Annotated in this window: 14 protein-coding genes; 6 read left to right on the plus strand and 8 right to left on the minus strand. The window is 68.7% G+C overall.

Features of this window, described 5'->3' with window-relative positions:
• A partial coding sequence (locus AC1DXK_RS20675) for a cupin domain-containing protein (RefSeq protein ID WP_477298890.1) occupies positions 1 to 147 on the plus strand: 147 nt, incomplete at its 5' end.
• Positions 148 to 441: 294 nt separating this feature from the next.
• On the opposite strand, the gene AC1DXK_RS20680 is transcribed toward AC1DXK_RS20675, so the two are convergent.
• Positions 442 to 825, minus strand: a complete 384-nt coding sequence (locus tag AC1DXK_RS20680; RefSeq protein ID WP_457107544.1) for a nuclear transport factor 2 family protein — start codon at positions 823 to 825, stop codon at positions 442 to 444.
• A gap of 325 nt (positions 826 to 1,150) precedes the next feature.
• Between AC1DXK_RS20680 and AC1DXK_RS20685 the strand changes: the two genes are divergently transcribed.
• On the plus strand, positions 1,151 to 1,555 hold the full coding sequence (locus AC1DXK_RS20685; RefSeq protein WP_457107545.1) for a hypothetical protein: 405 nt from the start codon (positions 1,151 to 1,153) through the stop codon (positions 1,553 to 1,555).
• Positions 1,556 to 1,569: 14 nt separating this feature from the next.
• Here the strand turns inward: AC1DXK_RS20685 and AC1DXK_RS20690 are convergent, their stop codons facing one another.
• On the minus strand, positions 1,570 to 2,205 hold the full coding sequence (locus tag AC1DXK_RS20690; RefSeq protein WP_457107546.1) for a glutathione S-transferase N-terminal domain-containing protein: 636 nt from the start codon (positions 2,203 to 2,205) through the stop codon (positions 1,570 to 1,572).
• Between the two features lie 32 nt (positions 2,206 to 2,237).
• On the minus strand, positions 2,238 to 2,447 hold the full coding sequence (locus tag AC1DXK_RS20695) for a hypothetical protein (RefSeq protein ID WP_457107547.1): 210 nt from the start codon (positions 2,445 to 2,447) through the stop codon (positions 2,238 to 2,240).
• A 307-nt stretch (positions 2,448 to 2,754) separates the two neighbouring features.
• Here AC1DXK_RS20695 and AC1DXK_RS20700 point away from each other — a divergent pair, with 307 nt between their 5' ends.
• Positions 2,755 to 4,194, plus strand: coding sequence for an 8'-apo-carotenoid 13,14-cleaving dioxygenase (locus AC1DXK_RS20700; protein ID WP_457107548.1), 1,440 nt, complete (start codon positions 2,755 to 2,757; stop codon positions 4,192 to 4,194).
• A gap of 90 nt (positions 4,195 to 4,284) precedes the next feature.
• On the opposite strand, the gene AC1DXK_RS20705 is transcribed toward AC1DXK_RS20700, so the two are convergent.
• The 5 genes from AC1DXK_RS20705 to AC1DXK_RS20725 all read right to left on the minus strand — a co-directional run bounded on the left by AC1DXK_RS20705 (position 4,285) and on the right by AC1DXK_RS20725 (position 8,678).
• Positions 4,285 to 4,920, minus strand: a complete 636-nt coding sequence (locus AC1DXK_RS20705; protein ID WP_457107549.1) for a class I SAM-dependent methyltransferase — start codon at positions 4,918 to 4,920, stop codon at positions 4,285 to 4,287.
• A gap of 342 nt (positions 4,921 to 5,262) precedes the next feature.
• The gene (locus AC1DXK_RS20710) at positions 5,263 to 5,859 is read right to left on the minus strand and encodes a class I SAM-dependent DNA methyltransferase (protein ID WP_457107550.1); all 597 of its coding nucleotides are present in this window, start codon (positions 5,857 to 5,859) and stop codon (positions 5,263 to 5,265) included.
• Positions 5,859 to 6,998, minus strand: coding sequence for an acyl-CoA dehydrogenase family protein (locus AC1DXK_RS20715; RefSeq protein ID WP_457107551.1), 1,140 nt, complete (start codon positions 6,996 to 6,998; stop codon positions 5,859 to 5,861). Before AC1DXK_RS20715 ends, AC1DXK_RS20710 begins: the two co-directional genes overlap by 1 nt.
• Before the next feature lie 14 nt (positions 6,999 to 7,012).
• Entirely contained in the window at positions 7,013 to 7,537 is a 525-nt protein-coding gene (locus AC1DXK_RS20720) for a DNA polymerase ligase N-terminal domain-containing protein (RefSeq protein WP_457107552.1), read from the minus strand.
• Complete coding sequence (locus tag AC1DXK_RS20725) at positions 7,515 to 8,678, minus strand: glycosyltransferase family 2 protein (protein WP_457107553.1); 1,164 nt, start codon at positions 8,676 to 8,678, stop codon at positions 7,515 to 7,517. The genes AC1DXK_RS20720 and AC1DXK_RS20725 overlap by 23 nt, the downstream gene beginning before the upstream one ends.
• 153 nt (positions 8,679 to 8,831) lie before the next feature.
• On the opposite strand from AC1DXK_RS20725, the gene AC1DXK_RS20730 reads away from it, so the two are divergent.
• The 3 genes from AC1DXK_RS20730 to AC1DXK_RS20740 are packed head-to-tail and all read left to right on the plus strand — an operon-like array spanning position 8,832 to position 12,225.
• Positions 8,832 to 10,040, plus strand: a complete 1,209-nt coding sequence (locus AC1DXK_RS20730; protein WP_457107554.1) for an MFS transporter — start codon at positions 8,832 to 8,834, stop codon at positions 10,038 to 10,040.
• 18 nt (positions 10,041 to 10,058) lie between these two features.
• Positions 10,059 to 11,258 (plus strand): MFS transporter, encoded by a 1,200-nt coding sequence (locus AC1DXK_RS20735; RefSeq protein WP_477298880.1) that lies wholly within the window; start codon positions 10,059 to 10,061, stop codon positions 11,256 to 11,258.
• Between the two features lie 52 nt (positions 11,259 to 11,310).
• Complete coding sequence (locus AC1DXK_RS20740; RefSeq protein ID WP_457107556.1) at positions 11,311 to 12,225, plus strand: manganese catalase family protein; 915 nt, start codon at positions 11,311 to 11,313, stop codon at positions 12,223 to 12,225.
• Positions 12,226 to 12,687 lie beyond the last annotated feature (462 nt).

Raw genomic sequence — 12,687 nt, forward strand, 5'->3', positions numbered from 1 at the left:
GTGGTCTGGTTCGAGCCGAACGAGAAACATTGGCACGGGGCCACTGCGACGACGGCGATGACGCATATAGCGATCCAGGAGCGTCTGGACGGCAAGGCCGTGACATGGATGGAGCAGGTCACCGAAGGGCAGTATTCCGGGTCTTGAGCTTGGGCCGCAAGGTCCGCTTTTAGCGATACGACGCCGAGAGCGGACCGGTGAGTTTCCACCCATCTGAGACGTTCGTCGCTGCCCGTGGACGCGACCGGACCTGGCCGTTAGCTGCCGGTCCGCTTCTGAGAAGGTCCGCACGAAAAGCAAACGGCCTGCTACCGACCCAAGCCGGCCGCCTAGATCGCCATGCGGGCTTCCCATAAGCAGCCATTCGACGGCCCTTCGGCAACTTCGGCTCGGGATGGGAAACGAACTGCCGGCTTCCGCCGCGCATGAGGCATCCGAGATTTAAAACATTCCGTTTGGATTGGCCGAAGCATCTGGCAGGATCTGCAAAACATCCCAGTGCTCAACGATCAGGCCATTCTCATCTAGGCGAAAAATATCTATGGCCGCATAGTCGTGGTCGCCCGGCCAGTGCTGAAGGCAGTGCAGCACAACCAGATCGCCCTCGGCAATTGCCCGCTTGACCTCCACTCGCTTGCCCGGCCACTCGCGCGACATTCGCTCGAAATAGGCAATGAAGCCGTCCTTGCCCGTGGCCACATGTGGGTTGTGCTGAATGTAAGTGGCGCCGGCATAACGCTCGATAGCCTCGCGCGGACGACAAGCGTTGAACATCAGCTCATAAAACGTGATCACATTCGCTTTGTTCTGCGCGAGATCCGGCATGCCGTCTGCTTATCACACTGGGAGAGCCATAGGCTTTCGATGAACGGGAGCACGTCGCGGCAGAGCAAGCAAGTGCTTGGAGGTGGACGTTTCGATCGCCCGCAATCGGTCGTGAGTAGTACCCTCGCTGACGTCCGCTTCGATGCATCCGCCATCCAAAAGCGGATAGGCAGAGATCCACCCATCTGAGACGCACACGCGGGCGCTGAGCGGTGACCGACGTTGGCCGGAAGCGGACGAGGCCTGGAGATCGAGCTAGCGCGCCCGCCACAGCGCCCCAGCGTGTCACAGGTTGGCAAGGCTGAGGGCTAGCAGGAGCCACCGCATGGTACCCGCGCCCGACGTGTCGCCCAAGACCGCCGACCCGACACGGGGGCACACCATCGACGCGATGCCACTGAACGCCGCAATCTGCGAGCCCGCGCGCGGCGGCGCCTTCGGGGCTGGGCCGAACTGGATCCGGGGCTACGCAATCAGCGGGGATCGGGCCGTCGTCCGCGTCGACATCTCCGGCGACGGCGGGCGAAGCTGGACCCAGGCCGACCTGAAGCACGACCCCGAGGCGCCCTTTGCCTGGACTTTCTGGGCGGCCGAACTCCACCTGCCCTGGGTGAGCACGAGTTCGTCGTCCGGGCCTGGGACATGGCGGGACAGAGGCATTCAGCGCTGCCCGACGACACCTGGAACCACAAGAGCTATCTCTGTGCCGGCTGGCATCGGGTGCGGGTGAGCGTCACCTGACGCTCAGGTCTTCGGCACATCCATGCCCCGCTTGACCGCCGGACGCTCACCGACCCGCTCCAGCCAGGTGTGCACGTTCGGGACGGCGTCGAGCGTGTTCACGAGCGCCGCCTTTAGGAAGGTCGTGGCCGCCAGGGTCCAGGCGTAGCAGGCGATGTCGGCGATCGAGTACTCCGCGCCCGCGAGGTACGGCCCCTCGCCGAGACGCCGGTCCATGACGTGCAGCAGGCGGTCGGCCTCGTCGGTGAAGCGCTTGATGGCGAGCGGCGCCTTCAGGTCGGAGCGCACCGCGAAGAAGCCGAGCTGGCCCAGCATAGGCCCGAGACCGCCGATCTGCCAGTGCAGCCACTCCAGGGCCTTGTAACGGGCGGGGCCGGACGGCGCGAGGAAGCGCCCAGTTTTCTCCGCGAGATAGGTCAGGATCGCGCCGCTCTCGAACACGGATACGGGGCCGCCCTCCGCCTCGTCGTCGACAATGGCCGGGATCTTGTTGTTCGGCGAGACCTTCAGGAAGTCGGGGGCGAACTGCTCGTCCTTGCCGATGTTCACCGACACGACCGTGTAGGGCAGGCCGCACTCCTCCAGCATGATCGGGATCTTGCGACCGTTCGGGGTCGACCATGTGTACAGCGTGATCATCAAGCGCTCCCCACCGACGAGTCCGGACATCCCTAGCGCAACGTTGGCGACTCGCCAGGCTTCAACTGGGGGTCGCCCCCATCGGGGCCGCCGAGGGAGACGTGATCGTTCAGGCGACCCAGATGTTCGAAGACGTGCTCGAAGGCGTTTGTCACCGCCTGCTCAAAGGAACCGTCGCCCTTACCCTGCGCGTCTCTGAGGGCGCTGAGCAGGGCGCGATGCTTCTCGGTATCGCTCGACATGGCATATCCTCCGGAGCGGCGTGAGCGGCGGTTCGGTAAGCCAATTGCCACGGTCCTCGCCGGTTCCTGCGCATGAGCGACGACGCGTTCACCGCGGACGAAGGGCTCCCCCAACATTGATTTGCCCGAAGTTCCGCGACTAACGTCGAGAGCGCGAAGAAGGCGGGCTCGGGCGCCCGCGCCAGCGCCGGAACGTCCCGCCAGGGCAGAGCTGCATCGGCCCTCGGGCTCTGCCTCGACGACCGATGGCCAGGCCCTCCCGGCCCGATGCATGTTCGCTTACCACCTCGCCGGGGGATCGCTGCCGATGCCGAACCCAGTCCAGTCGGCCTTTCGCACCCTCGCCGAGGGCGGCGTGGGTCTGATCGCGGCCTGCAACCGGCTGCGCCTGCCTGGAACGCGCAACCCCTTCGTGATCGGCGTTCACGCACCGATGCGGGAGGAGCTGTCGCTGCAGGACCTGCCCGTGATTGGGGCGATCCCGCCCGGGCTCGACGGCCTCTACCTCAAGATGGGAGCCAACCCCGTCCGCCGGGTTTCACGCGGCCACGACTGGTTTCTCGGCGACGGCATGGTGCACGGTCTCGCGATCGAGGCCGGCAAGGCGCTGTGGTACCGCAACCGCTGGATCCGCTCGCGCACGGCTGCCGCGGCGCTCGGCCGACCGGCCGCGCCGGGTCCGCGACGGGGCGGCAACGACACCGTCAACACCAACGTCGTCGAGCTCGGCGGCCGGATCTTCGCCTTGGTGGAGGCCGGCAGCTTCCCCGTCGAACTCGCGCGGAACCTGGAGGAGCAGCGCTACAATCCGTTCGACGGGACGCTGGCCGGATCGTTCACCGGTCATCCGCACCGCGACCCGCTGACCGGCGAGACCCACGCGATCGCCTACGACGGCCGCGTCTGGGACAGCGTTCGCCACGTCGTCGTCGCACCGACGGGGCGGGTCGTGCGGGACGTGCCGATTTCAGTCGAGCACGGCCCCTGCATCCACGACTGCGCCATCACGGCCCGCTTCGTCATCGTGCTCGACTTGCCCGTCACCTTCTCGTTCGCGGCGCTCCTCGCCGGCTACCGCTTCCCGTTCCGCTGGAACCGCGCCCACAGGGCCCGGGTGGGCCTCCTCCCCCGGCAGGGCGATGGCACCGACATCCGCTGGTGCGCGGTGGATCCCTGCTTCGCGTTCCACGTCGCCAACGCCTACGACGACGCGGACGGGCGGGTGATCCTCGACTTGGTCACCTACGATACGGTGTTTACCGCGGTCGAGGGTGGGCTCGACAGCCCGGGCCGGCTCGAACGCTGGACGGTCGATCCCGCCACGGGGCGGGTCGAGCGGCTGGTGCTCGACCCCGCGGCGCAGGAATTCCCCCGCATCGATGAGCGGCGTCTCGGGCAGCGCCACCGCTACCTCTACACGGTCAGCGTCCCCGCCGACGGCAACACGCAACTGGCTGGTGCAACGCAGCTCTACAAGCACGACCTGAAGACGGACGCACGCGACGCGCACGATTTCGGTCCCGGGCACATCCCGGGAGAGTTCGTCTTCGTGCCGGCGCGCTTCGGTGCCGGTGAGGACGAGGGCTGGCTCGTCGGACTCGTCATCGACACGGTCAGCGACACGACCGAGTTCACCGTGCTCGATGCGCGAGCGTTCGCAGCGCCCCCCATCGCCCGGATCCGCCTCGGACACCGGATCCCGCCGGGCTTTCACGGCAACTGGTTCCCGATGCGTGCCCCGGCTTGACCAGCTGATAACGTGCGGATTGCCGTGATGGCGATCGGCACACGCGAACCGGCACGGACACTCCATCGGGACCGACCGACGCTCGGTGCCTTACGCCGCGGCGGCCCATCCGATCACCGCCGTCAGGGGATCGCCGGGTCCTCCCTCGGGCTTGAGGACACGTCCTTCGATGCGAGCGAAGCCGGCGCGTTGTAGGTACAAAGAGATGAGCCGGGTATGCCCCGCGCCGTCCAAGGCGTTCCAGATGGCGACCGCCTTGGTCGGGAAGCGGCGGTTCGAGAAGCAGATCACCGCCGGGGCACCGGGGCGCAGCACACGCGCGATCTCGGACATGACGGCCACGGGTCGCTGCAGATACTGCACCGAGACACAGATAAGCGCGCCGTCGAGGCAGGCCGTGTCGAGGGGCAAGCGCGGCTCGGCGTTGAGATCCTGGACGAAATGCCGGGTCAGGCGCGGGGTGGCGGCGAGTTCTGCTGCGTTCAGGCCATGGCCGGTGACGCTGGCATAGGCGACCTCGTCCGGCAGGTGGCTGACCCAGCTCGACATCAAATCGAGGATCTTGCCGCCTGCCGGGACGATCTCCCTATAGAGCTCGGTCACGGTTGCGATCGCAGCGTCATCGATATGGGTCACAAAGCGCGGCTGTGCGTAGAAAACGGGATCGGGTTCACGGTCGTGCTTGGCGAATGCTTCCGGTGGGAGGTTCGGCAACTCCTGAGCCATCGTCGCGCCTGCCTCCGGATCGACCGGGCGCCGACCTCGACAGAAGGCGCCCGAACTGTGGCCTAGATGCGGACAAAGAAAGTGCTCAGCTCACTTCTCGGGTAGTCGTCCACGTTGCCGCATATGGCCGTAAGCGGAAAGGCTGCTTCTGAGTAGGGTCGTCACAGAAGCGGACCAATCACCACCGATCCATGTCCGCCGTACCGACAGCCCCAAAATAGCCAGTGCAGCTCGTCGGCTCTGCAGTGTGGGAAGGCTACACTCAGGATTGACGCCGAATAGCCTAGGAGCCGCGGTTGGCGCGGCCTTAACGCTGCGGCGCGTCGAGCCAGCCGGGCGCTGTCAGGGTAGGCCTTCGCGAGTGGTCAGCACGTCGAGCCGATACTTGTCCGTGCAGGTCTGATGATGGACGCGCAGGAACGCACTCGCGTCTTCGATGAAGCGCTCGGCTGCCTCGTCGCCGGCCAGCGGATAGTGAGTTTCGCCCGTCCAGTGAACCAGCATGACGTCACCACCAGGCCGCAGGCAGCCCTGCACCCGCTCGGCCAGACGCCGCACGTCATGCGCATCGAGGTAGTAGACGACCTCCGACAGCGGGATCAGGTCGAACGAACCCTCTGGCCATTGACCTGGCACCTGCGCGAGTTCGAAACGGACGTGGGGCAAGTCCCTGCATCGCCCGCGCGCCCGCGCCAGGGCACGCTCGGCCAAGTCGAGGCTCACGAGGGCATCGCACCGCTTGGCCAGCGTTTCGCTCAGCACGCCGATGGAGCAGCCGACTTCCAGGGCGGAGGCGTACCGGGTCCGCGGCAGGGCGTCGAGAGTGGCCTCGTACTTCGCTCGCTCGTAGTCGCTGGTCTCGAAATCCCAGGGGTCCGGGTTTTTGGCGTACCGCTCGTCGAAGTAGCTCGGCGGCAGGGAACGGGCGTACCGGGTCATCACGCGGCGCCCGCCTCGAAGAGTTCGCCCGCTGCGCCGCGGGCTTCCAGTATCTCCGCGGCCGCCGTCGTGAGCGCCCGGTCAGGCGCCGGCTGGCGCAGGTAGGTGGCCAGGTCGCGCGAGAGCCGCTCTAGAGGGTGCCCGCACAGGAAGCCCTGCAGGCCGACTGACCGCTGCGCGAGTTGCAGCACGTCTAGGCCGGCCCTCTCAACCGCGAGCCGCGCGAGGTTGACGAAGGCGACGACGCGGTCGGGTGCGAGTTCGTCCTCGGTGACGACCCGGGCGGCGCGCTCGACCCACCCTCGCGCGCTCTCGACCGCGATGGCACCCTCACCGAGGCGGGCGAGCTGGTGCGGGTCGCCGCCCCGGCCGGTCGCGGCCAGGTGCCCCCGCCACGCGTCGAACACCGCCTCGATGCCCCCGAGTTGCACCGCCGCGAAGCGCCACGCGCCGCCCGAGAACGTCGGCTGGCGGTGGTAGTCGTCCCAAGCGCCCAGGATTTCCTCGTCGGTGACCGCGATGTCCTCAAAGTCGACGGTGCCGGTCGCGGATGCACGCATCCCGTGGGCTCGCCATCCGTTCAGGTCGGCGCGCGTGCCCGGCTCAAGCGGCACGACTAGCATCAACGGCGGCGCGCCCGGCTCCCGCTTGACCGTCACGAGGGCACGGGTGACGAAGCCGGCGCCCGACGCGAACGTCTTCACGCCGCGAAGCCGGCGGTCCTCCCCCAGCCGCAGGCAGTCGCCGGGCGCATCGGTGTTCCAGACCCCGAACAGGTGCCCAGCGCGCGCATCCGAGAACAGGCCCGTCGCCTGCGCGAGCGTACCGTATCGGGCGATGAGCTGGAGCGCGTTGACGTGCCCCTCGTAGATGCGACCGAGCGCGAGGCTGCCGTACCCCACGAGCCGCAGAACCGTCCCTAGGTCGCACGCGTCCGGGTCTTCTCCGAGGCCGACGCCACCTTCAACGGAGGGAATGGGCGCGGCGAGCAGGCCGAGGCGAGCGAGGTCGGCGACGTCCTGCGCAGGGAAGCCGTCGTCGCGGTCCTGTCCGTCCGCGCGTGCCGCGGCCGCCGTCGCCACCTGCCTAGCGGCCGCGACCGCGTCGTCGGCCGAGCTGATCGGGATACTCAGGTCCATCCGCCTTCCTCCCGTCAGGCCGCCGCGGCGGCAATCTCCTCGACCGTGCGTCCGGTCACGACCGAACGCGGCTGTTCCGCCAGAATGTCCGGGTCGTCAGGTCCGCGGGCGGCCGCGTCGCGCGACTTGACCAGCAACCAGGAGACATGCCGCTCGCGGGGCCGAGGTTTCATCCGCGTGAGACGCCACCGTCCCGAAAGCTTCTCGCCGTGCAGCGTGAAGGCGAGCGAGCCCGCCCCGAGCGCCGCCTCGGGATCGCCGTCCGGCGCCCAGGTGCCGCGGTCCCAGAGCAGCACAACGCCGGCGCCGTAGTTGCCCGGCGCGATCACGCCCTCGTAGTCGGCGTAATCCAAGCCATGGTCCTCGACCTCGATGGCCAACCGGCGTTCGCCAGCGACGAGGCTCGGGCCGCGCGTGACCGCCCAGCTCTTCAGGACGCCGCCGAGTTCCAGCCGAAAGTCGTAGTGCAGCCGGCGGGCGGCATGCTTCTGCACGCGGTATATCAGGGTGCCTGCCTCACGCATCGCCGGTGCGCTCAATGCACCCAGGGGCTCGTCCGTTCGTAAGGGGCCTGCCTTCCACGGCGCGGACCGCCCGCGCGAGTCGTCCCGCGCCGCGCATCAGGAGGAGGACCGTGCTCGCCAAGCGGGTTTGCCTCGGTATCTCGCGCGGGCGAAGCGGGCAGTAGGTCAGGCAAGGGCTCTTGGCCTCGACCGCTGCGAGGATGGCGCAGAGCGTCGGCAATCGTGCGATGGTCCGCGCTTCGTCAGCTCGGATGCCGAGCCATGGCGCCCAGGAATGGACGCGGTCTAGCCGCCCGGATGCATGAAGCCGCCGCAGCCGGCGCCGCCAGGCGTACCGGAACAGGGCCTGGGGCAACGGCTCCAGACGTGGGTCGCACGGGCTCTCCGGCACTTCGCAGCGCAGCTTCATCGTGTCGGCCGCCCCGCCCGGCGCCCGCCCGTCGAGCCGACCCGACGTGACCACGAGGATGCCGGGGTCGTGCCGAACCCTCGCGTCGCTCGATAGCAGCGAGGACACGAAAGCCTTGTCCTCGCCGACCGCAAGCGGCGGCATGCCCCCGACCCGCCGGTAGGTGCCAAGCCTGACTGCCAGTGTCGCCCCGGAGGTCGTCCAATGACGCGGCCAGGGATCGTGTGGGACCGGGTCGATCAGGGCCTCAAGCTCGATCAGTCGTGCCTCGTAGCCGCCTTCGCGGCTCCCCCGCTCGTGCAGCGCGGCAGGCAGGCGCGCCGCGTCGGCCTCGTCGAGGGCGATCCGGCCGGCCACCGCGTCGACCCCGTCCGCGACTGCCGCAAGGTTGCGGGCGACCCAATCGGCCGGCACCCGGCTGTCCGCGTCGGTGGTCAGTATGAGGCCATCGAAGGGCTCACCCTCGTCCAGCCAGTCGGCGGCCGCCTCCATTGCCTCGCGCCGAGCCCAACCGGCGTTCGCGCCTACGAACGTGCGCTCTATCACCCGGACGGGGATGCATAGCGAAGGTCGCAGGGCTGCGACCACGTGTGCCGTCTCGTCGGTGCAGTTGTTGAGGAACAGCACGACGCCCAGCCCGCTTGCCCCCATGCCTCGCTGGGCGGCCAGCGCCTCCAGGCAGGCGCCGATCCGCTCTGCCTCGTTCCGGACCGGAATGGCGACCACGCATCGGAGCGCTGGCGCCAAGTTCGAGCTCCCGCAAGCGTTCCCAGTCTCCATGTCGCGACGGTCTCCGGCGGCCGCTTCAGGCTTGCCGGCGACCTGAAAAGCTAACCTGGGACAAACGAATGCTTTCCTGGGGTTCAGTGCGACCAATACGACCGCGACCCAGGGCAGCCGATGCAACCAGTCACAAGCCTCCTCGCCCTCAACTTCGCCCTGGCCGGTGCGCGCGAGGGCTTCGGGCCGTTCCTCGGCGTGTACCTGCAGCAGCAGGGCTTCGACCCGGCCACGACCGGCTTCGCCATGGGGCTCGCTGGTCTCGCCGGCCTCCTCGCCACGACGTCGGTCGGCGCGCTGATCGACCACACGACGTACAAGCGTTCCGCCCTGGCCATGGCGGTTCTCGGCATCGCCGCGGGGGCGGTCGCCCTGGTCGCGACGGACAGCCTCTGGCTCATCGGCCTGTCGCAGCTGGTCATCGGCGTCGCCGACACCAGCATCGCGCCTTTGGTCGCGGCCGTGACGCTCGGCATCGTCGGGCAACAAGCCTACGGTCGTCAGGTCTCCCGCAACGAGGCGTTCAACCACGCCGGCAACGCCGCCAACGCCGCCCTGTCCGGCGTGCTCGGCTACGCGCTCGGGCTCGGCTACGTGTCCATCGCCATCGTGGTCATGGCGGTCGCCTCGTGCGGCGTCCTGCTCGGCATCGACAGGGGCACCATCGACCACGGCACGGCGCGCGGCGGCGAACAGGACGGGCGCCCGACGCTGCGCGTCCTGTTCGGGACTAAGCCACTCCTGCTCCTGGCGGCCGCCGTGTTCGCCTACCAGACCGCAAACGGGGCCATGCTGCCGTTCCTGGCGCAGGCGCGCACGGCCGCGGGGGCCGACCCGAGCCTGACCACCGGCGTGATGACCGTAGTCTCGCAGGCGACGATGGTCGGCGCGGCGCTGCTGGCCGCGCGGGCTGCGCAGGGACGCGGGCACGCCGGCGTGCTTTCCCTCGCCCTCGGGCTGGTCGTGGTCCGTGGTCTGCTCGCCGCGTTGGCGACATCCTGGTGGCTGGTCGTCCCGGTCCAGGTGCTCGAAGGCCTGGCGATGGGACTGGGCGGCGTCGCCATCCCGGCGCTCGTGGCCGAGATCATGGATGGCACCGGCCACGCCAATGCCGGCCTCGGCGGCGTCATGACCGCATACGGCGCGGGCGCGACGGTGAGCCCGTTGCTCGCCGGCGTCGTCGCTCAGTACCTCGGCTTCGCGGCCTCGTTCGTCGTCCTGGCCGCCGTCGCCGCCACCGGTCTGGCGGTGTGGATGGTCGGTCGCGGCGCGCTGGGCATGCACGGTCCGGCAGGTCAGACTGGCCGGGCGTCCGCCGAGCCGGCGTGACGGCTGGGATCTGGCAACATGGATGCGCGGACCGGAGCGACGAGGCCCTGGGCTCGCGTCCTGACGGGCTCCCTCCCGGCCTTCGTGCTGCTGCAGGGCTCGCTCTACGCGGCCTACGGCACCGAGTCCCCGTTCCTGCCAAGCCTCCTCGGCGAGCGCGGCCTGGGTCCGGGCGAGATCGGGGTCGCGCTCGCGGCGGGCACGCTGATGCGTCTCGCCGCGGGCCCCGTGGCCGGGCACCTCGCCGACCGCTACGACGCCACGCGGGCCGTGCTCAGCATCGCGGCAACCGCGTCCGGGCTGATTTTCTTCGCCTACCTCGCGGGGTACGGTTTCTGGCCGCTGCTGACGGTGAGCGTCCTGCACGCCAGCGCCATTGCCGCCCTGGCGCCGCTCGCCGACGCGCTCGCGCTCGCCGCCGCGGAGCGCGAGGGCACCTTCACGTACGGCTGGGTCCGGGGCGCGGGATCGGCGGCCTTCGTGCTCGGGACCCTGGCCTCGGGCCTGCTCGTCGCCCGGGCCGGCCTGGCGAGCATCATCGTGTCGAGCGGCCTCCTGTTCCTCGTCATGGCGGTCGCGACGGCTCGCGTACCTTCCGCCCCGGCGCGGGACGCGCTGCCGAGCCTCGGCCTCGGCGGCCTCCGCGAACTCCTGACCCTCGGGCCGTTCCGGCGGATGCTCGTGGTTGCGGCACTCGTCATCGGCAGCCATGCCCTGAACGACGGCTTCGCGGTGATCCGCTGGCGCGAGGCCGGCATAGGCGCGGGCGCGATCAGCCTACTCTGGTCGGAGGCGGTCGCGTCCGAGGTCCTCGTCTTCGTCCTTGCCGGTCCCTGGCTTCTGACGCGCCTGGGGACGGCCCGGGCCGCGATGCTGGCCGCGGGGACGGGCGTGCTGCGCTGGTCGGCCATGGCCGCCACCGCCTCAGTGCCGGTCCTGACCGTCGTTCAGCCGCTGCACGGTCTGACTTTCGCGCTCCTGCACCTCGCCGCCATGCGCCTGATCGCTAGTGCCGTGCCCGCGCGCCTCGCGGCCACCGCACAGACGCTCTACGGCACCCTGGGCCTAGGCGTGGCCTCTGCCGTCCTGACCGCAACGGGCGGGCTTCTCTTCGCCGCCCTCGGCGCCGTCGCATTTTGGGCGATGGCCGGACTGTGCGCCGCGGCCCTACCGCTCACGGTCGGCTTAGGTCGCAAGCCTTCGGCGGGAACTCGCTAACCCTCCCGGGGGATAGCCCAGGCGCACCCTCGCGCGGCCGGAGACCCGTGCCATGTTCATGAAGATCGACAAGCTCCTGACGGAATTGCCGGAGCCGAAGAAGCCCGAGCCGAACGCCGCCGCCGCCCTGCAGGAATTGCTCGGCGGCAAGTACGGCGAGATGTCGACGCTCGGGAACTACATGTTCCAGAGCTTCAACTTTCGCAACAAAGAGAAGCTGCGGCCGTTCTACAGCCTGGTGTCGAGCATCTTCGCCGAGGAGATCGGCCACGTCGAACTCGTCTCGACAGGCATCGCGCTGCTCAACAACGGTCCCGGCAACCCAAAGAAGAACGTCGACATCTCGAAGGCGCCGTTCAAGGACATGCAGGACGTGCGGCTCGCCGGTAGCTTCCTCAGCAACGGCGGCGGTGCCATGCCGATGAACTCTAACGCCGCGTCCTGGAACATGGACATGGTCACGACGACCGGGAACCTAATCATCGACCTGCTGCACAACTTTCACCTGGAGTGCGGCGCGCGCATCCACAAGCTGCGCGTCTACGAGACGATGACCGAACCGACCGGTCGCGAGGTCTGCGGCTACCTTCTCGTGCGCGGCTCGTTGCACGCTCACGCCTACGCCCTCGCTCTGAAGAAGCTCACCGGCGTGGCCATCGAGCAGATGCTGCCAACCCCTAATATCGACCTGTCGCGCATCCCCGAGTGCCAGAAGTACCTGGACGAGGGCAAGCACCGGCGCCTCTACACGTTCAGCCCGGACGATTACGCCGAAGCGGCCGGCGTGTGGTCGAACGACGAGGTCGCGCTTCCGGGCGACCCGCCGGGCAACCTGGAGGTCGTCGACGGCGCGCCCGAGGGCGGCAAGATCCCCGAGCTCGACGGCAACTACGGGGCCTTCGCTCCGGACTACGCGCCGGAGGAGATCTTCGAGATCGCGAGCAAGCTCTACAAGAAGGGTCGCTGACCCTTGCCTATGGCTGGCGCCGATTCCTGGTGCCGGCCCTGTTGAGCGCGTCCATCTAAGTGCGGCCGCGGAACGGCGTTTCCCGCGGCTCACCTTCGAGGGAGGACGCCGCCGCCAGCGGCTTGCCAGCAGCTGCACCGGCCGGACGTGAGGCCTCGGAAGCCGTCGGCGTGGCCGTCCAAAGTCGAGAGGTTAAATCGAAGTCGGCGTTCTCCCGCCGGCCGACCCCAACAAGGTGCCGAACATATTCATCAGCGTCGCTGCGGCTCGATATTAGCCCCGTATACACCGGTATGTTGCATGCTGCGGTCTCAGACTTTCCAGGGCCGCTTCATGCTCTCCGTCGTCGGTTGCCTCGTCGAAAACCATGACCTGCGGCTCGTTGCCCTGGCGGCCGCCAGATGCGCCTTGTCCGCACTGACGACGGTCTGCCTCGCTTGATCAGGTCGAGTGCCTGCCCCA

Source organism: Methylobacterium sp. P3_A11, from assembly GCF_056403155.1.

Coding starts and splice junctions, on each gene's coding strand:
- AC1DXK_RS20690 (WP_457107546.1), bottom strand. CDS start 2,205: ATGATCACGCTGTACACATGGTCGACCCCGAACGGTCGCAAGATCCCG.
- AC1DXK_RS20705 (WP_457107549.1), bottom strand. CDS start 4,920: ATGGCTCAGGAGTTGCCGAACCTCCCACCGGAAGCATTCGCCAAGCAC.
- AC1DXK_RS20710 (WP_457107550.1), bottom strand. CDS start 5,859: ATGACCCGGTACGCCCGTTCCCTGCCGCCGAGCTACTTCGACGAGCGG.
- AC1DXK_RS20680 (WP_457107544.1), bottom strand. CDS start 825: ATGCCGGATCTCGCGCAGAACAAAGCGAATGTGATCACGTTTTATGAG.
- AC1DXK_RS20685 (WP_457107545.1), top strand. CDS start 1,151: ATGGTACCCGCGCCCGACGTGTCGCCCAAGACCGCCGACCCGACACGG.
- AC1DXK_RS20715 (WP_457107551.1), bottom strand. CDS start 6,998: ATGGACCTGAGTATCCCGATCAGCTCGGCCGACGACGCGGTCGCGGCC.
- AC1DXK_RS20740 (WP_457107556.1), top strand. CDS start 11,311: ATGTTCATGAAGATCGACAAGCTCCTGACGGAATTGCCGGAGCCGAAG.
- AC1DXK_RS20735 (WP_477298880.1), top strand. CDS start 10,059: ATGGATGCGCGGACCGGAGCGACGAGGCCCTGGGCTCGCGTCCTGACG.
- AC1DXK_RS20695 (WP_457107547.1), bottom strand. CDS start 2,447: ATGTCGAGCGATACCGAGAAGCATCGCGCCCTGCTCAGCGCCCTCAGA.
- AC1DXK_RS20730 (WP_457107554.1), top strand. CDS start 8,832: ATGCAACCAGTCACAAGCCTCCTCGCCCTCAACTTCGCCCTGGCCGGT.
- AC1DXK_RS20700 (WP_457107548.1), top strand. CDS start 2,755: ATGCCGAACCCAGTCCAGTCGGCCTTTCGCACCCTCGCCGAGGGCGGC.